The organism is Amycolatopsis sp. NPDC004747, from assembly GCF_053601335.1.
On the sequence record NZ_JBSGBQ010000005.1, the window covers coordinates 1 to 22,097 of the forward strand.

The window sequence follows — 22,097 nt, forward strand, 5'->3', positions numbered from 1 at the left end:
ATGACCAGAGCCGCCGACGAAGCCGACATCGACCCCGACCAACTCTCCTTCACCCGCTCACTCCGCATCATCCGCCGCCAGGTCACCAACCAAGCGGACTTTTCCCCCTCAACGCCGCCGCGCAGCACTCAATGAAACCCTCACCGAAATACTCCACCGAACCTACCCACCCACCCGGCGACAACGCAGCAGCCCTCGCGTCGTCAAACGCACCAAACATCGCCACTACGCAACCAAGAAAGCACACCATCACACCACGACATACACCGAACTGGCACGCATAAAGCTCCTCGACCCCGCCCACTAACTTAGCGGTATTGCCCGTCCGGCGAGGACGATCTTTAGAGCTGCGGCAGAACTTCTGCTGCAGCTTTGTTCTGCCGTGGTTTTGTTCTGCCGCGGCTGGGGCGGGGGAGGTCTGGTGACGTCGTTGGTTGCCTCGCGTGCCCGGCCGCCGGGTTGGAGGGTGGTCGGTATTCGGGGAGGTGTGGTGGCCTGCGCTTCCGGCCGCCCGTTCGCGTGTCCCCGCGCACCCGGCCGCCGGTTCGCAGCCGCCCCCGGCCCTGCCCCAGCTTCGCTCAAAAACTGTCGGTGCCTGCCGGTAACGTAAAAACCGGGGGGTCCCCTACGCGCGCGGGTTGTGCGCTTCGCAGCGCAACCCCACCCGACGCCTACTCGCCCTCGATGACGTCCGGCTCCACGCCCAAGTACCCCGCCACCTGCTCCACCAGCACGTCGTGCACCAGCTCGGCCAGCTCCGACGGGTCCTTCGCCCGGGCCTCCAGCGGCCGGCGGTACAGCACGATCCGGGCTCGGGTCGGCATGCCCGTGCGGTCCACGCCGGCCGGGACCAGGCGGGACAGCGGTACCGCTCCGTCGTGGAGCACGCCGTCCGCCGGGGCGTGGCCGTTCTCGCGGACCTCTGGCACGTCGTCGACCGCTACGTCCAGCTTTGTCAGCTCGTGGCGCCAGCGGGCTTCGATCGGCTCCAGTGCGTCCAGCACCAGCGCGTCGAACCGCTCCGCGCGGCTCGCGGCGGCGGGCAGGGTCGCCGGATACAGCGTCCCGCGCAGGCCCCGGCCGTGCCGGTCCCGCCGCGAGCGCCGCCGCTGTCGGTAATCACGAGCCGTCGCCACGTCCGGAAGTCTATGCGGTCGGCGCCGTTCAGCGCGTGTCGCTCCTACTACCTTGCGGCGACGCGCTATCGTTTCGTTTCGTGCGGAGCGTACGGAAGTGTTCGCGTACTGGCTGTCTCGAGCCAGCTGTGGCCACGCTGACGTATGCGTACAGCGACTCCACAGCCGTCGTCGGCCCGCTGGCCACCGCCTCCGAACCCCATTCGTACGACCTCTGCGAAGCCCACGCGCTGCGGCTGACCGTCCCCAAGGGCTGGGAAGTCGTCCGGCACGAAGGCGCCTTCGCCGCGCCGGACCCGTCGGCCGACGAGCTGACCGCGCTGGCCGAGGCCGTTCGCGAGGCCGGGCGCTCCGACAAACCGGCCCCCGCGCCCGAGCCGGAGGGCCCGTCCGGGCGCCGCGGCCACCTGCGGGTCCTGCCCGGTCGCGCCTGAACGCGTAACCCTCTCACCCCGCCGGTAGGCTTTCCGCGCGGCGCAGCGGGCGTCGGAACGGACTATTCGCGGGGAGACGGCGTGCCAGACCTTTCGGGCATCGTGAAGGCCTACGACATTCGCGGCGTGGTCGGCGAGCAGCTCGACGCGGACCTCGTCCGCGACTTCGGCGCCGCGTTCGCCCTGCTCATCAAGCCGGAAGCGCCCTCGGTGGTGATCGGCCACGACATGCGCGACTCCTCGCCCGCGCTGGCGGCCGCGTTCGCCGAGGGCGTCACCTCGCAGGGCCTCGACGTGGTCAGCATCGGGCTGGCCAGCACCGACCAGCTGTACTTCGCCTCCGGCTCGCTGAACATGCCGGGCGCGATGTTCACCGCCAGCCACAACCCGGCCAAGTACAACGGCATCAAGCTGTGCCGCGCCGGTGCCTCCCCGGTCGGCCAGGACACCGGGCTGGCCGAGATCCGCGACACCGTCGAGCAGGGCGTGCCCGGCTTCGAGGGCCAGCGCGGCTCGGTCACCGAGCAGGACGTCCTCGCCGGCTATGCCGCCTACCTGCGCAAACTCGTCGACCTGTCGGGCAGCCGGCCGCTGAAGGTCGTCGTCGACGCCGGCAACGGCATGGGCGGGCACACCGTCCCGACCGTCTTCGCCGGGCTGCCGATCGAGGTCGTGCCGATGTACTTCGAGCTCGACGGCAGCTTCCCGAACCACGAGGCCAACCCGCTCGACCCGGCGAACATCGTCGACCTGCAGGCGAAGGTGCGCGAGGTCGGCGCGGACGCCGGGATCGCCTTCGACGGCGACGCCGACCGCTGCTTCATCGTCGACGAGCGCGGCGAGCCGGTTTCGCCGAGCGCGATCACCGCGCTGGTCGCCGTCCGCGAGCTGGCGAAGGACCCGGGCGGCACGATCATCCACAACCTGATCACGTCCAAGGGCGTCCCGGAGATCGTCGCCGAGCACGGCGGCAAGCCGGTCCGCACCCGCGTCGGGCACTCGTTCATCAAGGCCGAGATGGCCAAGACCGGCGCCATCTTCGGCGGCGAGCACTCCGCGCACTACTACTTCCGCGACTTCTGGCGCGCCGACACCGGCATGCTGGCGGCGCTGCACGTCCTCGCCGCGCTCGGCGAGCAGACCGGCCCGCTGTCCGAGCTGACCAGCGCGTACTCGCGCTACGCGGCCTCGGGGGAGATCAACTCCACGGTCGACGACCAGGTCGCGAAGATGATGACGGTCAAGGACACCTTCGGCACCCGCTCCGGCGTCGAGATCGACGAGCTCGACGGCCTGACCGTGCAGCTGCCGGGCGGTGCCTGGTTCAACCTGCGCCCGTCGAACACCGAGCCGCTGCTCCGGCTGAACGTCGAGGCCGCGAACGCCGAGGCCGTGCAGGGACTGGTCGACGAAGTGCTCGCGATCATCCGCAACTGACCCACCCCTAAGAGTGCGCGTAGGGCCCGAACTGTGTCCTGAAGTGCTCTTCAACACAGTCCCCCGCGTGGTATGGAGGAACCATGGCCATCACGCTCGACGCCCAGCTCCTCGAGATCTTGGCGTGCCCGTCGCCCGATCACGCCCCGCTCCGGCCGGGCGCGCCGGACGACCCCGAGGCCGACGCGCTGACGTGCACGGAATGCGGTCGCGTGTACCCGGTCCGTGACGGCATCCCGGTGCTGCTCCTGGACGAAGCGACCTTGCCCGGGAACAACGGAAACTCCGATGCCGACAGTGCTTGACGACTCGCTCCTCGACGACCCCGCGCGGCTGGCCGAGGCCGACAGCGCGGGGTTGCTCCGCGCCGCCGCGATGGCCGGCGCCCAGGTGCGGGCCACCGCCGAGCTGGCCGCGGAGCTGGAGCTGTCCGAGCGGCTCGACATGGGCCGCCCGCGCGCCGTCGTGCTGATCGACCGGCCGGGGGTGAGCCGCACGCTCACGCGGCTTCTGGCCGCCCTGCTGGCACCGTCGTGCCCGGTTCCGGTGGTCGTCGCCGAAGTGGTGCCGAGCTGGATCGGCGCGCTCGACGTCGTGTTCGCGCACACCGACGACCCCGGAGACCGCGAGCTGGCCGCTTCGCTGGAGCGCGCCGCCCGTTACGGCGCCTCGGTGGTGCTCTCCGCGCCGGCGGAGGGCCCGGTGGCGGCCGCCGTGGCCGGCAAGGGCATCCTGCTGGCGCCGCGGATCCCGGTGCCGCCGGAGCTGGCGTTCCCGCGCGGCCTGGCCGCCGGGCTGCTCACCGCGAACGCGCTGGGCCTGCTGATCTCCGACGTCCAGGTGCTCGCCGACCAGCTGGACCTCGAAGCCGAAAAGGACTACCTGGCCCGGGAGTCGTTCGCGAACCCGGCCAAGGCGCTGGCGCTGCGGGTCGCCGACCGCGTGCCCCTGCTGTGGGGGCTGGACCCGGTCGCGGTCGCCGTCGGCGAACACGCTGCGCACGCATTTGCGGCCCACGCGGCCACGGTGTGCGACGTCGAGGACTATCGTCAGGCCCTGGCGCGCCCCGCATTGCGGCGGGCGGCGCAATCAGGTGGCGGAGAGCGTGACATCTTCGCCGATCCGGACGATCCCTCTGGTGACATCCCCACCCGGGTGCTGCTGCTCTCGGTGCGGACCGGTCCGGCCACGGACGCGGCGCGCTACCAGGCCGAGGATCTGCTGCCGGGTGCGGACGTCATCGCGCCGGCCGAGGAGATCGAGGCCGACGAAATCGTGCGGGCCGCGGTGCTGGCACTGCGGTTCGAACTGGCGGCGGTCTATCTCGGGCTGGCGGCGGGCAGCATCGGCGGCGCCGGTCGCTTCGCCCCCGCGACGGCGTGAGACCCGCCTAGCACCGGCCAGGCCGGTGCCGAAGGAGTGGAGTTGAGGTGACAGTGGAGCTGCTGCGCAACGCGGTGCGGCCCTACGCCTGGGGATCGCGGACGGCGATCCCCGAGCTGCTGGGCCGTCCGGTACCCGCGCCGCACCCCGAGGCCGAACTGTGGATGGGTGCCCACCCGGGTGACCCGTCGCACGTCATCGGCCCCGACGGGACCGAGCGGAGCCTGCTCGAGCTAGTGGACGCCGACCCGGTGACCCAGCTCGGCGAGCGCTGCGCGAAGCGGTGGGGCGGGCGGCTCCCGTTCCTGTTGAAGATCCTCGCGGCGGAGGAGCCGCTGTCGATGCAGGCGCACCCGTCGGCGGCCCAGGCCGCGGAGGGGCACGCCCGCGAGGAGAAGCTGGGGATCCCGAGGGACGCGGCGAACCGCAATTACCCGGATCCGACGGCCAAGCCGGAGCTGGTCTGCGCGCTGACGGAGTTCCACGCGCTGGCGGGGTTCCGCAGCCCGGATCGCACGGTGAAGCTGCTGAAGGCCATCGAGACGCCCGGGCTGGCGAAGTACACCGGCTTGCTGGAGGCCCAGCCGGACCCGTCCGGGCTGCGGGCGCTGTTCACGACGTGGATCACGCTGCCGCAGCCGTCGCTGGACTCGCTGCTGCCGGAGGTGCTCGACGCCTGCGTCCGCCACGTGCAGGAGCACGGCGAGTTCGCGGTCGAGTGCCGGACGATCCTGGAGCTCGGTGAGGCGCACCCCCGCGACGCGGGCGTGCTGGCGGCGTTGTTGCTGAACCGCCTGACGCTGCGCGCGGGCGAGGCGATCTACCTGCCGGCCGGCAACCTGCACCTGTACCTGCACGGAACGGCCGTGGAGATCCTGGCCAACTCGGACAACATCCTGCGGTGCGGTCTGACGCCGAAGCACGTGGACGTGCCGGAGCTGCTGCGGGTCGTGGACTTCGCGTGCGGCGAGATGCCGGTCCAGTGCGGCGACGCCGGCGGCCGCATGGCGGTGTACCGGACCGACGCGCCGGAGTTCGAGCTGTCGCGCGTGGAGTGGGCGGCGGGCCAGGACGACGAGATTTCGGTCGACAGCGTGGGACCCCAGATCCTGCTGTGCACGGCGGGCGACCTGCTGGTGACGGCGGACGACGGCGAGAAGGTCGAGCTGCGGCGAGGGCAGTCGGTGTGGCTGCCGGCGGCGGACCCGCCGGTCCACGTCCGAGCGTTGGGCGGCGAGCGAGCCCAGCTGTTCCGCGCGACGGCCGGCACCTGCGAGGACTGACACCCGTCCCAGCCACCTCACGTACCCACCAGGTCGGCTTGCGTCCCCGGCGGGTCGGCTGGTGTGCCCGGAGGGTCGGTTCGCGGCCTGAAGCCGCGGCTTGTGAACCGACTGTCCAGGCACGTGAGTGGCTGTGTGGGGGCCGCGGATTTTCTGTGTGCGTTCCGTGTGGCGGGGTCCGCCACGATCGACACCAACGGGGGACCCTGGTGCGCTGATGCGCGCCGCCGGTCTGCTGGGGGTGGCGCCGGTCGGAAACGCCCGGCGCCCGTGGGCTGAGGGTGGTGCCGCGAGGGGGCGGCACCACCTCGGCGGCCACCCCCGGCCGGCCGAGGCGAGGCCGGGCGGTGCGGTGAGGGGCGCATCGCCCGGTCTTGCTGGGAAGCGCTCGCGCGCCCGGTGGTGTGGTGAGGGGCGCATCGCGGGGGCGGGTGGTGCGGTGAGGGGCGGCGCCGCTTGGTCTCGCGGGGGCGAGGTTGGGCGGTGCGATGAGGGCCGCATCGCAGAGGCGGGCGGTGTGGTGAGGGGCCGCACTGCCGGGCTCGCCGGTCGGTCGGTGTGGGGAGGGGCCGCACCGCCCGGCCTCGCCGAAGCCTCCTCAGGCCGGTTCGGTCAGCGCGAGCAGTGCCCGCCGGAGGGCGGCCGCGCTGGCGTCTCGTGGGTCGAGGAGCTCTGCCGCCTCCGCTGCCGCTTTCTCCGCCGCCCGTGCGTCTCCCGTTGCCAGGTACGCCCGGTGCAGCACCAGCCACGTCAATCCCGTCGCCGCCCGGCCGCCCATTCCGCGGAACTCGTCCAGGCACGCCCGCAGCACCGGGATCGCCCGCGACGCCCGGCCTTCGCCGATCCAAGCCGCCGCCAGTGCGCGGGTGCACGACAGCTCGCGTGGGCGCTCGTCCAGCTCCCGGGCCAGCTCGCGCGCCTCGCCGAACGCCGCCGTCGCCTTCGAACGCGCGCCCGTTGCCGCCGAGATCGCTCCGGAGGTTCGCAACGACTTCGCCAGTGCCGACCGCGCCATCGTGCCGCGCAGCAGCGCCACCGACTCCGCGATCGCCGCCACCGCGCCCGGGTCGTCGCCCGTCAGCAGGGACGACCACGCGAACCCGTGCAGCGCTTCGCCGATCACCCTGGCGTCTCCCGCCGCCCGGGCCGATGCCAGGGCCGCCCGGTCGACCTCCCGGGCGTCGGCGATCCGGCCGAGCCGCAGCAACGCCGCCGACTCCGCCGCCCGGACCCAGCCCGGCTCCGCCGCACCGTCCACAGTGAACAGTTCGCGGGCGTGGGCCGCCGTCTGCAACGCCTCCTCCGCGCGGCCGAGGCCGATCAGGCAGTGCGCCAGGTTCGCCGAAACCCACGCGTGCGTGCGGCGGTCGCCACGCGCCTCCAGCTCCTTGGCGCACGCCCGGTACCGCACCGCCGCCTCCTCGTACTCGCCACGCGCGTGGCGCAGCAGCGTCAGCGTGGCCTCGGCGACCGTCGCCAGCGGCGGGTCCGCGGCCGACACCGACTCGTACGCCGCGCGCATGTCGGCGTACTGCCCGTGCAGGTACAGGTAGACGCCCAGCCGGTCGAGCAGCAGCAGGGCGTCCCGGGGGCCGAGCTTGCCGATCAGCAGCACCAGGTTCGCGCGCTCGGCGGCGAACCAGTCGTCCGGACGCGCGAGCAGCCGCTCCACCAGCGACGCCGGCAACGGCTGTGCGGGCGGTTCGTGGTCCGGGGGCGGCATCGGCACCGTGCGCGGCAGCCGGGCCGCCGCCTCGTCCGCGAGCGCCAGCGTGGCCGCCAGCACGGTCGCGAGACCCGAGCCGGGCGCCGGCTCGTCGAGCTCGGCCGCGTACAGCCGGACGAGGTCGTGCATCCGGTACCGGCCTTCGCCGGTCGCGTCCGCGCCGCGGGCCTCCAGCAGGCTCGCCTCGACGAGCTCTTCGACCGCCTCGTCGGCGTCCGGGGCGTCGACCAGGGTGGTGACCGCCCAGGCCGGCAGGTCGGCCAGGCGGCACCGGCCGAGCAGCCGGAACGCGCGCCGCGCGGGCGGCCGCAGGGCTTCGTAGCTCAGCGCGATGCTGCTCCGGACGGCGAGGTCGCTGACGGTCAGCTCGTCGAGCCTGCGGACCTCGTCCTCCAGCCGGCCGGCCAGCTCGCCGAGCCGCAGGTGCGGGCGGATGGCCAGCCTGCTGCCCGCGATCCGCAGCGCCAGCGGCAGCCGCGCGCACGCCGTGACGATCCGCTCGGCGTCGGCGCGCTCCCGCTCCACCCGCGCCCCGGCCAGGCGGTGCAGCAGCTCGGCGGCGTCCGCGCCGGACAGCGGACCGAGCTGCAGCCGGTGCGCGCCCGCCAGCCCGCTCAGCCGGCGCCGGCTCGTCACGAGCACCGCGCAGCCCGGCGTGCCCGGCAGCAGCGTGCGGACGTGCTCGGGGTCGGCGGCTTCGTCCAGCACCACCAGCACCCGCCGGTCGGTGAGCCGGCCGCGGAACACCGCCGCCCGCGCCCGCACGTCGTCCGGCACGGCCGGACCGGGCACACCCAGCGCGCGCAGCAGGTCGGCCAGCACTTCCCCGATGTCACGGCCCGCCAGCGGCACGTACAGCTGGCCGTCCGGGAACCGCGCGCGCAGCCGGTGCGCGGCCCGCACAGCGAGGGTGCTCTTGCCCGCCCCCGGCTCGCCGCTGAGCACCGCGACCGGGACGCCGGTGCCGGCCCCGAGCACGCCGGTCAGCTCCGCCAGCTCGGCCTCACGGCCGGTGAAGTCGCCGATGTCCGGCGGCAGCTGGCACACCGGCCACACCGCGGGCGGCAGCCGCGGCACCGGGTCCTCGCCGCGCAGCACGGCCGCGTGCACCCGCCGGGCCTCGGCGCCGGGCTCGACGCCGAGCTCCTCGATCAGCGTGGTCCGCAGCCGCCGGTAGACCTCCAGCGCGCTGCCCTGCTGGCCGGCCCGGTGCAGCGCGATCATCAGCTGCGCGGCCAGCCGTTCGCGCAGCGGGTGCTCGGTGATCATCGCCTGCAGCTCGCCGGTCAGCTCCCCGTGCCGCCCGGCGGTGAGCTCCGCGTCGACGCAGTCCTCGAACACGGCCAGCCGCTCGGACTCCAGCCGGGCGACGTCGGCGTCGAGCAGCGGCACGTGCAGCCCGGCCAGCACCGGCCCCCGCCACAGCGCGAGCGCCCGCCGGTAGTGCCCCGCGGCGGCCACCGGGTCCGCGGCCCGCCGCCCCTCGGCGACGGCGGACCGGAAGACGAGCAGGTCGAGCTCCTCCGGTTCGACGTGCAGCCGGTAGCCGGGCGGGCCGTGCTCGACCCGCAGCCCCTCGATCCGCTCGCGCAGCCGCGAGAGGTAGGTGTGCAGGTTGGAGGTGGCCGACTTGGGCGGCCCGTCCGGCCACAGCGCCTCGACCAGCACGTCGACCGGGACGGCCCGGCCGGCGTTGAGCAGCAGCACGGCCAGCAGCGTGCGCTGCCGCTCGCCGCGCAACGCGACCCAGTGCCCGGGCGGCCCTTCGACGGCGAGCGGCCCGAGCACGCCGAAGTGAGCCATGGCCACCCTCCCGTGCCGGAACGGCCACCGTAGCGAAGGGGTCCGACAAAACCGGGCGGTGTGGGGCGGGAACCGGACGGGGTCCTCTAGGCTCCAAACCGGCAATTCGGGAACGTCAGCAGGGGAGCGGTCGTGTCAGCTGGAGGCGGAACCAAGGCGATCCTCGCCGCACTCGGGGCGAACGCCGGGATCGCAGCGGCGAAGTTCGTCGGCTTCCTCGTCACGGGGTCGTCCTCGATGCTGGCCGAGTCCGTGCACTCGCTGGCCGACACCACGAACCAGGGCCTGCTGCTGCTCGGCCAGAAGACGTCGAAGCGGGAGGCGGACAAGGAGCACCCGTTCGGCTACGGCCGCGACCGGTACTTCTACTCCTTCATCGTCGCGCTGATGCTCTTCACGCTCGGCGCGGCTTTCGCGATCTACGAAGGCATCCACAAGATCGGCCACCCGGAGCCGCTCGAGTCGCCGCTCGTCGCGGTGGTCATCCTGCTGGTCGCGGTCGCGCTGGAGGGCTACAGCTTCTACACCGCGATCGGCGAGTCGAGGAAGATCAAGGGCGGCGCGACCTGGTGGGGCTTCATCCGCCAGGCCAAGGAGCCCGAGCTGCCGGTGGTGCTGCTGGAGGACGCCGGCGCGCTGCTCGGCCTCGTCTTCGCGTTGCTGGGCGTCGGGCTGTCGGTCGTCACCGGCGACCCGGTCTGGGACGGCGTCGGCACCCTGGCGATCGGCGCGCTGCTCGGCGTGATCGCGATCATCCTGATCATCGAGATGAAGAGCCTGCTCATCGGCGAGGGCGCCAACGAGGGCGTGCTCGCGACGATCGTCGACGAGCTCGCCGCGGGCAAGGTCGAGCGCGTCATCCACATCCGCACCCAGTACCTGGGGCCGGACGAGCTGCTCGTCGCGGCGAAACTGGCGCTCGTGCCGGGGCTGGACACCGCGCAGGTGGCGACGGCCATCGACGACGCCGAAGCCCGCGTCCGGGCCAAGGTGCCGGTGGCCAAGCTGATCTACCTCGAGCCGGACCTCGACCGCAGCCTCGCGCGGTAGCCGGAACCGTCTTCGGCAAGCCGTCACCGGTCTGACCCGATAGGGTGACCTACTGCGATACATGCAGGCCAGCCGCAGGAGGTCAACGGTGCCCGGAACGGGTTTGTGGCGCACTAAATCGATCGAACAGTCCATTGCGGACACCGACGAGCCGGACACCAAGCTCCGGCGGAACCTGAGCGCGTGGGACCTGACGGTCTTCGGCGTCGCCGTCGTCATCGGTGCCGGTATCTTCACGCTGACCGCGCGCACGGCGGGTGACTACGCCGGGCCTTCGGTGTCGCTGGCCTTCGTGTTCGCGGCGATCGCCTGCGCGCTGGCGGCGCTGTGCTACGCGGAGTTCGCCTCGACCGTGCCGGTCGCGGGCAGCGCGTACACGTTCTCCTACGCCACCTTCGGCGAGTTCATGGCCTGGATCATCGGCTGGGACCTGATCCTCGAACTCGCCGTCGGCGCGGCGGCGGTGTCCAAGGGCTGGTCGGTGTACCTCGAGACGGTGCTCGGCTACCTCTTCGGCAAGGGCACGAAGACGACGTTCGACATCGGCAGCGTGACGGTCGACTGGGGCGCGCTGCTCGTCGTGGCGGTCCTGACGGTCCTGCTGGCCGTCGGCACGAAGCTGTCGTCCCGGGTGTCCATGGTGATCACCGGGATCAAGGTCGCCGTCGTGCTGTTCGTGATCATCCTCGGCCTCTTCTACATCAAGGGCGCCAACTACACGCCCTACATCCCGCCGGGCGAGACGGGCGGGGCCGGCCAGACCGGCGTCGACCAGTCGCTGTTCTCGCTGATCGCGGGCGGCGCGAGCAGCTCGTTCGGCGTCTTCGGCCTGCTGGCCGGCGCTTCGCTGGTGTTCTTCGCGTTCATCGGCTTCGACATCGTCGCGACGACCGCGGAGGAGACCCGGAACCCGCAGAAGGCCGTCCCGCGCGGGATCATGGGCTCGCTGGCCATCGTGACCGTGCTGTACGTCGCGGTGTCGCTGGTGGTCGTCGGCATGACGTCGTACAAGGACCTCGCGACGAAGGCCGGCGACGGCAGCCACAAGACCCTCGCCACGGCGTTCTCCGCGAACGGCGTCGACTGGGCGGCCAACATCATCTCCTTCGGTGCGCTGGCCGGCCTGACCACCGTCGTCATGGTCCTCATGCTGGGCCAGGTCCGGATCATCTACGCGATGTCGCGCGACGGCCTGATGCCGCGCGGCCTGGCCAAGACGGGCGAGCACGGCACGCCGAAGCGCGCGACGCTGATCGTCGGCGGCTTGGTCGCCCTGGCGGCCGGCTTCTTCCCGGCGGACAAGCTCGAAGAGATGGTCAACGTCGGCACGCTGTTCGCCTTCGTGCTGGTCTCGGCGGGCGTGCTGATCCTCCGCCGGACCCGGCCCGACCTGCCTCGCGCGTTCAGGGTGCCGCTGGTGCCGCTGATCCCGATCCTGGCCATCCTCGCCTGCCTGTGGCTGATGCTGAACCTGACCGTGCTGACCTGGCTGCGGTTCCTCGCCTGGATGGTGCTGGGCGTGGTGCTCTACTTCGGGTACAGCCGCCGGCATTCACTGCTGGGCCGCCGGCAGGCCGAAGGACTCGACGAGCCCGTCAAGGCACCCGACGCCTGACTTTCGCGGTAACTGCCCCGCCTGCCTGGAAGCCCAGGTCGGCGGGGCTTTTTGCGTTTGGTTGCTTAATGCGAGGTTACGACTTGATCAAGAGGATCTTGCGATTCGTGCGCAAAGGGGGACCCCCTGTAAGCGGCTGGGTGACGTGCGATACCTTTCGATCCTTCGTGTGCCACTGACGGGTGAATTACAGCCGCGTGATTCCCACGGGCAGTGGCGCCACGTCCCCCGATTTTGCCGTTCATCCCCCGTTCGGTACTGGAGAACTCATGCGCAGACGTTCCTTCCGCGGCGCCGTTGCGGTCCTGGCGCTCACCACCGCCGCCCTGATCGGGACCGCCGGTTCCGCTCTCGCCTGCTACAGCGACGACAACCGTCCTCACCCGACGCCGGGCAAGCCGACGCCCTGCGCCGACGGCAAGGTCCTCGACCAGAAGGACGTCGTCTCCGAGCTGACCAAGAACGGCACCCGGCTGAACATCAAGTCGGTCAACGAGGGTGTCACGGTCACCCGCATCGTCGTCGTCGGCGGCGACGACGGCTTCAACGACTACACGCCGGGCCAGAAGCTCGACAAGAACGCGCCGTGGAACGACCTGCGCGCGCCGTTCAACTTCAACGGCAGCCAGCCGAAGATCGACAAGTGGTTCCTGTGCGGCACGAAGACCGACAAGCCGAAGCCGCCCACCACCACGACGACGACGGCCACCACCAAGCCGTCGACGCCGACGACCGAGACCTCGAAGCCGAGCACCCCGGCGACCTCGGCGACGTCGGTCTCGCCGACCAGCACCACGCCGGCCGTGGTCCCGGCGGGCAACGAGTCGGGCACCGGCGGCGGCCTGGCCAACACCGGTTTCGACAACAGCTGGCTGATCTGGGTCGGCGCCCTGCTGCTGGTCGCCGGTGGCGGCCTGCTCGCGCTGCTGAAGTTCCGCCGCAAGGCTTCCGAGTGAAGCTGAGCTAGTTCCCGGTCGAAGGCCCCTCGCTCCGCGCGCGAGGGGCCTTCACCGTTTCGGGGGGAAGTCCCCGAAGAGCGACCCCTGCTCGCCCCAGGACGGCTTGCCGAGGCCGGCGGCCATCGCGACGGCGTGGTCCCATTCGGCGTCCACCACGTAGTCCTGGTGCTTGAGCACCCCCGGCGCCCAGCGGTGCCGCCCGGTCGGGCCGCGCAGCGGGTCCGGCAGCCAGTGGTCGCCGCCGAGGATCAGCACGCCGTTGCCGTCGGCCACCGCCGACACCGGGCCGTAGCCGCCTTCGGGCCGGAAGCCGACGCCGTGCAGCCGCCGGTCGGCGACGGAGTGCCGCCAGGTCGTGACGCCGCCGCCGAAGATGTCGGTGCCGCGGCACAGGGCCCGCCAGCGGCCGTCGAGGTCGGCGAACAGCGTTTCCAACGCTTCCTGCGGCAGCAGCGCGGGGAACGCGCGCTGGTAGCCCCACTGCAGCGGGGACCCGGCGGTGAGCACGCCGACCCGCTCGAGGTCCGCTTCCGGCAGTTCGGCCGCCAGCCGGGCGGCGGCCATGATCGTCAGCAGGCTGCCGAGGTTGTAGCCGGAGAGCACCACTCGGGTGCCGGGGTCGTCGAGGTGCTCCCGCGCCCGCGCGGCCAGTTCCGGGACGACCTTCAGCGCGTAGCAGGGCGGGACCGTCGGGTGCGCCGCCCGCGGCCAGAAGCAGACCAGGTCGGCCAGTGCGCCGAGGTGGCGGCTGCGCTGCGGGGTGCGCGCGGCCGTGTAGACCACGCGCAGAAGGCCCGCGGCCAGCGCGCCGAGCGCGACCACGCCGATCGCCGACAGCGGGCCGAACCAGCCGGGGACCAGCCCGAACCCGAACCGCAGCACCAGCAGCGCCGCGCCGCCGGCGGACATCGCGCTCGCGACGGCCAGCGCCAGGTGGTGCAGGTGCCGCCGTTCCCACGCCGACCTCGCCCAGGCAGCCGCGGCCTGGGCCTCCTGCCGTTCGTCGTGCTCCATCAGCTCGACGATCTCGGGGATGCCCCGCCGCAGCCGCCGCAGCGGGACGGCGACCGCGAACCCCAGCACACCGAGCACGGCGGCCAGCGCCAGCCCGGCGCCCCACAGGACGGTGACCAGCAGATACGTGTCCGGCACGCGCAGGCGCTCCGCGCCGGAAAGGCGGCGGAGCGCTTCGGCGAGCCCGGCGCCGAACCCGCCGCCGAGCAGGCCGGCGAGCGCGAGCACCGGCGCCGCCGCCCAGCCGCCCATCCACGGCCGCAGCCGCCGCGGTTTGTGCTTCCAGCCGGGCCGGGCCAGCAGCGCGGCCGGGACGAGGAAGAGAGCGAACAGCACCGTGATCGCGACCAGGGCCGCGCCGAGACCTTCGACGACGCCGTTCGTGCCGGGCAGCGGGCCCGTGCCAGGTCCGTTCGAAAGCATCAGCCGCACCGCGGCCACGACGACGAGCAGCGTCGCGAAGGCGAGCACGCCGGGCCGGGCGAAGCGGCCGGTGTCGACACCGACCGCCGCGGCGACGACGGTGGCGAGCACCACGGCCAGCGTGACGATCCACGCCACGAGGTCGACGGGGGCGCCGGGCACGCGGAACGGGCCGCCGAGCAGCAGCAGCGCGACCGAGGCCAGCGCCGCGACGGTGTGCAGGCAGCGCAGGGCCGGCGTCTCCGGGTCGGCGCGCATCCGCAGCGGGCCGCCGGTCAGGTCGCCGTCGGCGTGCACCGCCCAGGTCGCGCTGGAAATCCGGTACAGGACGAAGAGCACGACGAGCAGCGGCAGCACGCCGACCGCGATCCGGGCGGGCACCGAGCGGAGGGTGTCGGGGACCACCGGCAGGCAGCCCGACCCCGGCGCGAGGCACTGCGTGGCGAACAGGTCCAGCGCGATCGCCGCGAGCTGGCCCATCAGCAGCATCGTCAGCAGCAGGGCGGCCACTCGCAGCAGGCCGCGGCAGACGGCGCCGAGCACGCGCGCGAGGCGGCTCTTCGGCGGGACCGGCGGCAGCATCCAGAAGGCGACGTTGGCCAGGGAGAACGGGAACAGCAGGGCCCAGGTGGCCTTCGCGGCGCCGCCCGAGGTCATGCCGTGCCAGAGGTAGCCCTCGAGGGTCCGCGGGATCGACCGGCCCAGCGCCGGCAGCACCGGCCCGGGCGCCGGGCGGCGCAGCCGGTCCGCCGGGCGGATCACCCGGCCCAGCCCGTCGCCGGCGACGTCGACGGTCGAAACCGCGTCGAGCAGCGTTTCCCCGCTGGTGCCCACGAGCCCGGCGACGCGGATTTCCACGACGCGGGTGTCCGGGCCGGGCATGGGCACGGTAGGGGCCTCCTGACACTTCTAGGGACAGTCGAGCGGACAACGGTAGTGTTCGGGTGTTGTCGAGTCTTGGAGGAATCGCCACTATGACCCCCGAAAGCGTTGCCAAGCGGCACGAGACCCGCAACGGCATCGAGTTCGCCGTCGCCGACCTCGAGGCCGCCGAGTTCGGCCGCAAGGAGATCCGCCTCGCCGAGCACGAGATGCCGGGACTGATGGCGCTGCGGCGCGAATACGCGGAGGTCTACCCGCTGCGGGGGGCGCGCGTCTCCGGCTCGCTGCACATGACGGTGCAGACCGCGGTGCTGATCGAGACGCTGGTGGCGCTGGGCGCCGAGGTGCGCTGGGCGTCCTGCAACATCTTCTCGACGCAGGACCACGCGGCCGCGGCGGTCGTCGTCGGCCCGCACGGCACCACCGAGGAGCCCAAGGGCGTCCCGGTCTTCGCGTGGAAGGGCGAGTCGCTCGAGGAGTACTGGTGGTGCACCGAGCGGATGCTCACCTGGGACGGTGAGGGCCCCAACATGATCCTCGACGACGGCGGTGACGCCACCATGCTGGTGCACAAGGGCACCGAGTTCGAGAAGTCCGGCGTCGTGCCGACCCCGGACGAGAACACCTCGGACGAGTTCCGCGTGTTCCTCGAGCTGCTGCGCGCGTCGGTCGCGGCCGACACGGGCAAGTGGACCAAGATCGGCGAGGGCATCCGCGGCGTCACCGAGGAGACCACGACCGGCGTCCTGCGCCTCTACCAGCTGGCGGCGGCGGGCGAGCTGCTGTTCCCGGCGATCAACGTCAACGACGCGGTGACGAAGTCGAAGTTCGACAACCGCTACGGCATCCGCCACTCCCTGATCGACGGCATCAACCGCGGCACCGACGTCCTGATCGGCGGCAAGGTCGCGGTGGTCTGCGGCTACGGCGACGTCGGCAAGGGCGCGGCGGAGTCCCTGCGCGGCCAGGGCGCCCGCGTGATCGTGACGGAGATCGACCCGATCTGCGCGCTGCAGGCCGCGATGGACGGCTACCAGGTCCGCACGCTGGAGAAGGCCCTGCCCGAGGCCGACATCGTCATCACGACGACCGGCAACAAGGACGTCGTGCTGGTCGAGCACATGGCGAAGATGAAGCACCAGGCGATCCTGGGCAACATCGGCCACTTCGACAACGAGCTCGACATGGCCGGGCTGGCGCGGTACCCGGGCATCCGCCGGGTGAACATCAAGCCGCAGGTCGACGAGTGGGTGTTCCCGAACGGCAACACGATCATCGTGCTGTCGGAGGGGCGCCTGCTGAACCTGGGCAACGCGACCGGGCACCCGTCCTTCGTGATGTCGAACAGCTTCTCGAACCAGGTGATCGCGCAGATCGAGCTGTTCACCAAGTACGAGGAGTACGACAAGGAGGTCTTCCGGCTGCCCAAGAAGCTGGACGAGAAGGTGGCGAAGATCCACCTGGAGGCGCTCGGCGGTGAGCTGACGAAGCTGACCAAGGAGCAGGCGGAGTACATCGACGTCGACGTCGAGGGGCCGTTCAAGCCGGAGCACTACCGGTACTGAGGTTCCGCCGGTCAGGGCCGCCCCGAAGGCATTCGGGGCGGCCCTTCCCGTGGGAAACGGATTCGGCTTCGGCGGCGGGTCCGCGTAACCTCGAGGACGTTCTTGGCATCACGAACCTCACGGCCCGGTAGGTAGTCCGGGCGGCTCGCTCAGGGCCCGTTGTCCCGCTCCGGCAGGAAACCGGTGGCGCCAGGCTGATCCGTCACGCCTGGAGGTTCCCGATGAGCGGGGTGTTCACGCTGTACCACGACGGCCGGTTCTGGGTCGGCGTCTACGAGATCCACGAGGACGGCCTGGTCCGGGCCGCACGCCACATCTTCGGCAGTGAGCCGACCAACGCCGAGCTGTCGGTCTTCGCCGCCGGCCGCGCCTTCGCGCGCTTGGCCGACGAAGCCCGCGCCGCGCCGCCGGTCTCCGCCGAGCGGCGCCCGACCGCCCGGCTCAACGCCAAGCGTCTCGCGAAGCTGGCGAAGAAAGCCCAGGAAGACGAGGGAATCGGCACCGCCGCCCAGCGCGCCCTCCGCGACGCGGTCACCCAGCGGGCGGCGGAGAACAAGGCGGCCCGCAAACGCCGCGCGGCCGCCGACGCAACCCGCCGCCGCACCCTGGCGAAAGCCAAGTCACGAGCCAAACACCGCGGCCACTAACCGTGTCGACCCCCCAATCACGTGAGATGCCCCTCCAATCACGCGAGATGCCCCTCCGATCACGTGAGTTCCGCCTCCAATCACGCGAGTGACGCCTCCCGACACGCGAATCACGCCCCCGATCACGCGGGCCGCCCACCCCAGCTGGCATCGCGTGTGTCTGAAGGGGCATCACGCGTGATCAGCGGGGCATCGCGTGTGATCGAAGAGGCATCACGCGTGATTGAGGGGGCGACTCGCGTGATCGGGGAGCCGACACGGCTCAGTTCCACTCCACCGCGACCCCGGCCAGCCCCGGACCGGCGTCACTGAAGAACGCGCTGCTCACGCCACCCATGTCGCACGCCAGCTCCTCCGCCACCACCGGCAGCGCGTCGTCCCGGGCCCGGACCTGGCGGGTGCACCTGGCCGGCAGCGCGTTCCGGTCGAACCTCAGCTGGACCAGGTAACTCGCGCAGCGGTCCCGCAGCATCCGGTAGTACCCCGGCGACGCCGAGCCCGAGTCGTCGCGGACCTCGAAGCAGAACACGTGGATGTCGCCCTCGGCCAGCTTGCGGTCGAACAGCAGCTCCGTCGCCATCGTGTCCGCGTCCGGGTTGCGGCGCATCCGGCCGACCCGGCAGCCCTCGTCCGTGATCAGCTCGACGTCGTCGATGCGGCAGCCCGGGTCGCCGTTGTACACCGTCAGGTACCGGTCCGGGCCGTGGCGACGCGCGCGCGTGACCAGCCGCGTGCGCAGGCTGACCTGGCGGTGCTCCGCGTCGAACGTGATCGTGTCGTGGACCGACAGCAGCTCGAGGTCGGCGTTGTAGTGGTTCGACGACGGGTACGCGCCCAGCTCGGCCAGGAGGTCCTCGACGATCGAGCCCATGTCGCCGGAACGCAGGTCGTGGAACGACGCCGCCGGCTGGTGGCCGCGGCGGACCAGCCTCGGTCCGATCAGCACCACCAGTGCGTCCGCGGGCAGCTGGAGGACCGATTCCAGGGCCCGGACCGCCGGCAGGGCCTTCGGCACCTCGGGCTGACGCAGCCCGCGCTGCCAGTAACTCAGCGTCGACTGTCCGATTTGGACGCCGCGCAGCGCGAGGTGCGCCCGCAGCCGGGCCAGCGAGAGCCCGCGGTAGGCGATCGCCAGCCGCAACGCGTGGTGGAACTCGCCCGTGCGGAGCGCTTCGGTGAGCTCTTTGGGCAGCTCGGCGACCGATGCCCGGGTCGTGCGGGCGCCATCGATGATCAGTGGGAGGTTCCCGTCTTGTGCCACCGCTCGTCCCTTCACCCGACCAGTGTGTGCGCTGGGCGTGAACACCGCGGAACGTTCACGGTAGCAGCGTAGAGTGGGCGTGCCGACCCCCGTTCAGGGTGGTTGGCCTCGTTGAGGTGAGCGTTCCGCGTTCCGGCTGTGCCCCGGAACGGTCCGTTCCTCCGGATGGCGTTCTTGCTCCTTGTGACCGCGTTGTTCACCGTTGTGACCACCGCTGGTTCGCCCACTCCACGCAGGAGGCCGTCTGTGCTGGTGAAGTCGAGCCAGGTCCACGCCGTACTGGCCGTGAGCCTGTTGTTGTGCCTGGTCGCGCCGACGCAGTCCCAAGCAGCCGCGCCCGGAGTGCCGTCGACCTACCGGAACGGGATCGCCCTCCAGCTCCAGCAGAAGAACCAGTGGTGCTGGGCAGGCGCGGGCAACACGATCGCCGCCTACCACGGCGTGGCCGTCAGCCAGACGCGGTTCTGTCAGCTCGCTCACAACGAGACCGGCGCCGACTGCGCGAACCTCCCCGGCACCCTCGCCGACCCGCAGCGCGCGTTCGCGAAGCTCGGTTTCACCTCGCCCGGCCGCTACCTCGACCGGCGCATCTCCTACGCCGACGTCCGGAAGCAGACCGCGGCGAACCGGCCGGTCGAGACCCGCGTCGGCTACCGCTCGGGCGGCGGGCACGTGCACGTCCTGTACGGCTACGACAACCGCGGCGGCTGGGTGTTCTGGGGCGACCCCGGTCCCGCCAAGCGCTACAACTGGTCGACCTACGGCTACTACACGCAGAATCCGTCCTTCACCTGGACGCACACGCTCACCGGGATCGCCCGATGAGCAGGCGGGCGCTCGTGCTCGCCGTGCTGACGGGCACGGCGCTGCTGATGACGGCTCCGGTGTCAGGCGCGGCCCAGGCCGCCGGCATCAGCAGCGCCGACGCCTCCGCGGCGCACAGCGCGGCCGCGGGGTTCCAGGACGTCCTGGTCCGCTTCTTCGCCCAGTCGCCGGGCGCGCAGGGTCCGGTCACGGTGCAGATCGCCCCGGACGCCTACCCCGTGTACGAGCTTTCGCCGGATTTCGTCGCGGGCAAACCCGGCGCGGCGCCGGGTGATTTCGCTTACTTCGCCATCCCCGCGTGTGCTTCCGACGGCCGGACCGCGACGCTCTGGTCGGTCCGCGGCGCGGACGGCGCCTGGCAGGTCGGCAACATCGCCTCGGGTGACGTCGAGGGCGAATACGCCCGGAAGCTGCCCGCGGGCGCCCAGCTGCTGCACGAACCGCAGGTCGACGCCTGGTACGCGGTCCGCGACGGCCGGGTGACGTCGCTCACCGACGGCAAAGCGGTCGACGGCTACCAGCAGACGGTCGGAAAGCGCTACGCCGACAAGCTCCCCGGCTCGGCCTACGCCCGCGACGGCGAGGCCGGCGGCTACGACGCCGCCTCGCAGGTGATGCCGCGCGGCGACGGCGGCCCGGCGCCGTCCGGCCACGACACCGGCTGGGTGCCGCTGCTGATCCTCGTCGGCGTGCTCGCGATCAGCGGCGCCGGCTACGTGCTCCACCTCCGGCGTCACGCCGCCTAGACGAACCGGCGGGCTCGGCGTCGATCCCCCTTCCACCGAGCCCGCCGGTCAACCATCGCTAGGGTGACCTCCGTGGGTCGACTGGTGGTCATCGAAGGGCTCGACGGCGCGGGCAAGCGCACGCTGGCCGACGGGCTGACGGCGGCACTCGCCGCCAAGGGTGCGAGCGTGGCGTCGCTGGCGTTCCCGCGCTACGGCGAAAGCGTGCACGCGGACCTCGTCCGCGAGGCGCTGCACCGCGGCCACGGCGACCTCGCCGACTCGGTGTACGGCATGGCGATGCTCTACGCGCTGGACCGCCGCGGCGCCGCGGACGAGATCCGCGCGCTGCGGGACGCGCACGACGTCGTCCTGCTCGACCGGTACGTCGCCTCCAACGCCGCGTACGCGGCCGCGCGCCTGCGGCAGGACGCGGCCGGCGAAGTCGTGAAGTGGGTGTGGGAGCTGGAAGTCGACCGCTTCGGCCTGCCCCGCCCGGACGCGCACCTGCTGCTGCGCGTCGCCCCCGCGGTCGCGGCCGAGCGCGCCGAACGCCGCGCGGAGACCGAGACCGGCCGGGAGCGCGACGCCTTCGAAACCGACGACGGCCTGCAGCAGCGGTGCGCGGCCGTTTACGACGAGCTGGCCGCTTCGGGCTGGCTCGCGCCGTGGCACGTCCTGGACGGTGTCGCGGGCGTGGACCACGAAGCGCTGGCGAAGACGTTGCTAGGGCAGTAGCCGGGCCGGGTCGAACTGCCCGATCGGGTGGGCCGTGGTGCCGTCCACCACCAGGTCCGCGAGGATTTCGCCGATCACCGGCGCGAACTTGAAGCCGTGGCCGGAGAAGCCGCACGCGAGCACCACCCGCTCCTCGGCCGGGTGCGGCGCGAGCACGAAGCTTTCGTCGGCCGTGTCGGTGTACATGCACGTCGCGGCCCGGAGGAACGCGCCGGGCAGCGTCGGGAGGTGCCGCTTCAGCACGGTCGCAATCTCGTGCACCTCGTCACCGGACACCGTCCGGTCGATGCCGTCGGGCGTGCACGTCCGGCCGCCGCTGTGGAAAGCGACCTTGACGCCGTCCGCGGGCGCGTTGTGCGCCGGGAAGCCGTAGAACGTGTAGCCGTCGCCTTCCCAGATGTAGACGGGGTGGTTCCGGAACGGCGCGATCCCGCCCGAAGGCGCGAACCAGTACTGCACCTGCCGCCGGACCGTGAAGGCGACGCCGAAGCCCTGCAGCAGTTCGCCCGCCCACGCGCCGGGGCACAGCACCAGCCGGCCGGCCGTGTAGTAGTTGTCCGACGTCCCGATGCGCACCCCGCCTGCCGTGGTGCTTCAGGTGAACACCTTCTCCTCGTGGTGCAGTTCGGCGCCGCACCGCGCGGCGAGCTGCAGGTGCGCGGCGACGCTGCCTTCGGGGGACACCAGCCCGGCGCCCGGCTCGTACAGCGCGACTTCGTCCGGAGCCGGCGCCGTGGTCGGGAACCGTCGGCGGATTTCCGTCGCGGCCAGGAGTTCGTGCGGGATGCCGAAGGCCCGCGCCGACGCCACGCTGCCGGTGATCGTGCGCGAATCCGCCGTGCCGACCATGAGCCCGCCGCAGCGGGTGAACAGCCGTCGTCCGCTGTCGCGCTCGAGGCCGTCCCACAGTTCGTGGGCGCGCAGGAGGAGTGGTACGTACTCGGGGCCTTCGAGGTACGCCTGGCGGGTGATCCGCGAACCGCCGTGGCTCGACCCGCGGTTGTGCACCGGCGCGAACTGGTCGACGCCGAGCACCCGCTGCCCGCGCTGCGCCAGCCGGTACGCCGCGGCGCTGCCCATCCCGCCGAGACCGACGACGATCACGTCGTAGTGGGTCATGCCGCCCTCCCCGGAGGCCGGGCGGACCCGAGGGATGCGTCCACAATGGACAGCCTGGCCGCGCCGGCCACC

General features: G+C 72.2%; 17 protein-coding genes and 1 pseudogene. 13 read left to right on the forward strand and 5 right to left on the reverse strand.

Annotated features, from left to right (window positions below; translation table 11 throughout):
- Positions 1 to 671: 671 nt before the first annotated feature.
- Positions 672 to 1,136, reverse strand: coding sequence for a metallopeptidase family protein (locus ACWEGE_RS08860; RefSeq protein WP_449659875.1), 465 nt, complete (start codon positions 1,134 to 1,136; stop codon positions 672 to 674).
- An 80-nt stretch (positions 1,137 to 1,216) separates the two neighbouring features.
- On the opposite strand from ACWEGE_RS08860, the gene ACWEGE_RS08865 reads away from it, so the two are divergent.
- The 5 genes from ACWEGE_RS08865 (at position 1,217) to manA (ending at position 5,673) form a co-directional block, all read left to right on the forward strand.
- Positions 1,217 to 1,570, forward strand: coding sequence for a DUF3499 domain-containing protein (locus ACWEGE_RS08865; protein ID WP_033261311.1), 354 nt, complete (start codon positions 1,217 to 1,219; stop codon positions 1,568 to 1,570).
- 81 nt (positions 1,571 to 1,651) lie between these two features.
- Complete coding sequence (locus tag ACWEGE_RS08870; protein ID WP_449659876.1) at positions 1,652 to 3,007, forward strand: phosphomannomutase/phosphoglucomutase; 1,356 nt, start codon at positions 1,652 to 1,654, stop codon at positions 3,005 to 3,007.
- 83 nt (positions 3,008 to 3,090) lie between these two features.
- The gene (locus ACWEGE_RS08875; protein ID WP_364453273.1) at positions 3,091 to 3,312 is read left to right on the forward strand and encodes a Trm112 family protein; all 222 of its coding nucleotides are present in this window, start codon (positions 3,091 to 3,093) and stop codon (positions 3,310 to 3,312) included.
- Positions 3,296 to 4,390, forward strand: coding sequence for a hypothetical protein (locus ACWEGE_RS08880; RefSeq protein WP_449659877.1), 1,095 nt, complete (start codon positions 3,296 to 3,298; stop codon positions 4,388 to 4,390). Before ACWEGE_RS08875 ends, ACWEGE_RS08880 begins: the two co-directional genes overlap by 17 nt.
- 53 nt (positions 4,391 to 4,443) lie before the next feature.
- The gene (manA, locus tag ACWEGE_RS08885; protein WP_449660262.1) at positions 4,444 to 5,673 is read left to right on the forward strand and encodes a mannose-6-phosphate isomerase, class I; all 1,230 of its coding nucleotides are present in this window, start codon (positions 4,444 to 4,446) and stop codon (positions 5,671 to 5,673) included.
- A gap of 598 nt (positions 5,674 to 6,271) precedes the next feature.
- Here manA and ACWEGE_RS08890 read toward each other — a convergent pair.
- Complete coding sequence (locus ACWEGE_RS08890; RefSeq protein WP_449659878.1) at positions 6,272 to 9,202, reverse strand: BTAD domain-containing putative transcriptional regulator; 2,931 nt, start codon at positions 9,200 to 9,202, stop codon at positions 6,272 to 6,274.
- Positions 9,203 to 9,334: 132 nt separating this feature from the next.
- Between ACWEGE_RS08890 and ACWEGE_RS08895 the strand changes: the two genes are divergently transcribed.
- The 3 genes from ACWEGE_RS08895 (at position 9,335) to ACWEGE_RS08905 (ending at position 12,823) form a co-directional block, all read left to right on the forward strand.
- The gene (locus ACWEGE_RS08895) at positions 9,335 to 10,252 is read left to right on the forward strand and encodes a cation diffusion facilitator family transporter (RefSeq protein ID WP_449659879.1); all 918 of its coding nucleotides are present in this window, start codon (positions 9,335 to 9,337) and stop codon (positions 10,250 to 10,252) included.
- An 88-nt stretch (positions 10,253 to 10,340) separates the two neighbouring features.
- Complete coding sequence (locus tag ACWEGE_RS08900; protein WP_449659880.1) at positions 10,341 to 11,867, forward strand: amino acid permease; 1,527 nt, start codon at positions 10,341 to 10,343, stop codon at positions 11,865 to 11,867.
- A 269-nt stretch (positions 11,868 to 12,136) separates the two neighbouring features.
- Entirely contained in the window at positions 12,137 to 12,823 is a 687-nt protein-coding gene (locus ACWEGE_RS08905; RefSeq protein WP_449659881.1) for an LPXTG cell wall anchor domain-containing protein, read from the forward strand.
- Between the two features lie 51 nt (positions 12,824 to 12,874).
- Here the strand turns inward: ACWEGE_RS08905 and ACWEGE_RS08910 are convergent, their stop codons facing one another.
- A complete protein-coding gene (locus ACWEGE_RS08910) occupies positions 12,875 to 15,145 on the reverse strand; it encodes a hypothetical protein (RefSeq protein ID WP_449660263.1) in 2,271 nt (756 codons plus the stop codon).
- A 92-nt stretch (positions 15,146 to 15,237) separates the two neighbouring features.
- Here ACWEGE_RS08910 and ahcY point away from each other — a divergent pair, with 92 nt between their 5' ends.
- Positions 15,238 to 16,710, forward strand: coding sequence for an adenosylhomocysteinase (gene ahcY, locus ACWEGE_RS08915; RefSeq protein ID WP_449659882.1), 1,473 nt, complete (start codon positions 15,238 to 15,240; stop codon positions 16,708 to 16,710).
- Between the two features lie 221 nt (positions 16,711 to 16,931).
- Positions 16,932 to 17,357, forward strand: a complete 426-nt coding sequence (locus tag ACWEGE_RS08920; protein ID WP_449659883.1) for a YjdF family protein — start codon at positions 16,932 to 16,934, stop codon at positions 17,355 to 17,357.
- A 262-nt stretch (positions 17,358 to 17,619) separates the two neighbouring features.
- On the opposite strand, the gene ACWEGE_RS08925 is transcribed toward ACWEGE_RS08920, so the two are convergent.
- Positions 17,620 to 18,618 (reverse strand): hypothetical protein, encoded by a 999-nt coding sequence (locus ACWEGE_RS08925; RefSeq protein ID WP_003085563.1) that lies wholly within the window; start codon positions 18,616 to 18,618, stop codon positions 17,620 to 17,622.
- A 246-nt stretch (positions 18,619 to 18,864) separates the two neighbouring features.
- Between ACWEGE_RS08925 and ACWEGE_RS08930 the strand changes: the two genes are divergently transcribed.
- From ACWEGE_RS08930 to ACWEGE_RS08940, 3 genes are all read left to right on the forward strand, one after another.
- Positions 18,865 to 19,443, forward strand: coding sequence for a papain-like cysteine protease family protein (locus ACWEGE_RS08930; RefSeq protein ID WP_449659884.1), 579 nt, complete (start codon positions 18,865 to 18,867; stop codon positions 19,441 to 19,443).
- Positions 19,440 to 20,189, forward strand: coding sequence for a hypothetical protein (locus ACWEGE_RS08935; RefSeq protein WP_449659885.1), 750 nt, complete (start codon positions 19,440 to 19,442; stop codon positions 20,187 to 20,189). Before ACWEGE_RS08930 ends, ACWEGE_RS08935 begins: the two co-directional genes overlap by 4 nt.
- Before the next feature lie 63 nt (positions 20,190 to 20,252).
- On the forward strand, positions 20,253 to 20,906 hold the full coding sequence (locus ACWEGE_RS08940) for a dTMP kinase (protein WP_449659886.1): 654 nt from the start codon (positions 20,253 to 20,255) through the stop codon (positions 20,904 to 20,906).
- Here the strand turns inward: ACWEGE_RS08940 and solA are convergent.
- Positions 20,895 to 22,025, reverse strand: a pseudogene (gene solA, locus ACWEGE_RS08945) (N-methyl-L-tryptophan oxidase). The gene ACWEGE_RS08940 and the pseudogene solA sit on opposite strands and share 12 nt — an antisense overlap.
- Positions 22,026 to 22,097 lie beyond the last annotated feature (72 nt).

Coding starts and splice junctions, on each gene's coding strand:
- ACWEGE_RS08875 (WP_364453273.1), top strand. CDS start 3,091: ATGGCCATCACGCTCGACGCCCAGCTCCTCGAGATCTTGGCGTGCCCG.
- ACWEGE_RS08880 (WP_449659877.1), top strand. CDS start 3,296: ATGCCGACAGTGCTTGACGACTCGCTCCTCGACGACCCCGCGCGGCTG.
- ACWEGE_RS08890 (WP_449659878.1), bottom strand. CDS start 9,202: ATGGCTCACTTCGGCGTGCTCGGGCCGCTCGCCGTCGAAGGGCCGCCC.
- ACWEGE_RS08905 (WP_449659881.1), top strand. CDS start 12,137: ATGCGCAGACGTTCCTTCCGCGGCGCCGTTGCGGTCCTGGCGCTCACC.
- ACWEGE_RS08910 (WP_449660263.1), bottom strand. CDS start 15,145: ATGCCCGGCCCGGACACCCGCGTCGTGGAAATCCGCGTCGCCGGGCTC.
- ahcY (WP_449659882.1), top strand. CDS start 15,238: ATGACCCCCGAAAGCGTTGCCAAGCGGCACGAGACCCGCAACGGCATC.
- ACWEGE_RS08920 (WP_449659883.1), top strand. CDS start 16,932: ATGAGCGGGGTGTTCACGCTGTACCACGACGGCCGGTTCTGGGTCGGC.
- ACWEGE_RS08935 (WP_449659885.1), top strand. CDS start 19,440: ATGAGCAGGCGGGCGCTCGTGCTCGCCGTGCTGACGGGCACGGCGCTG.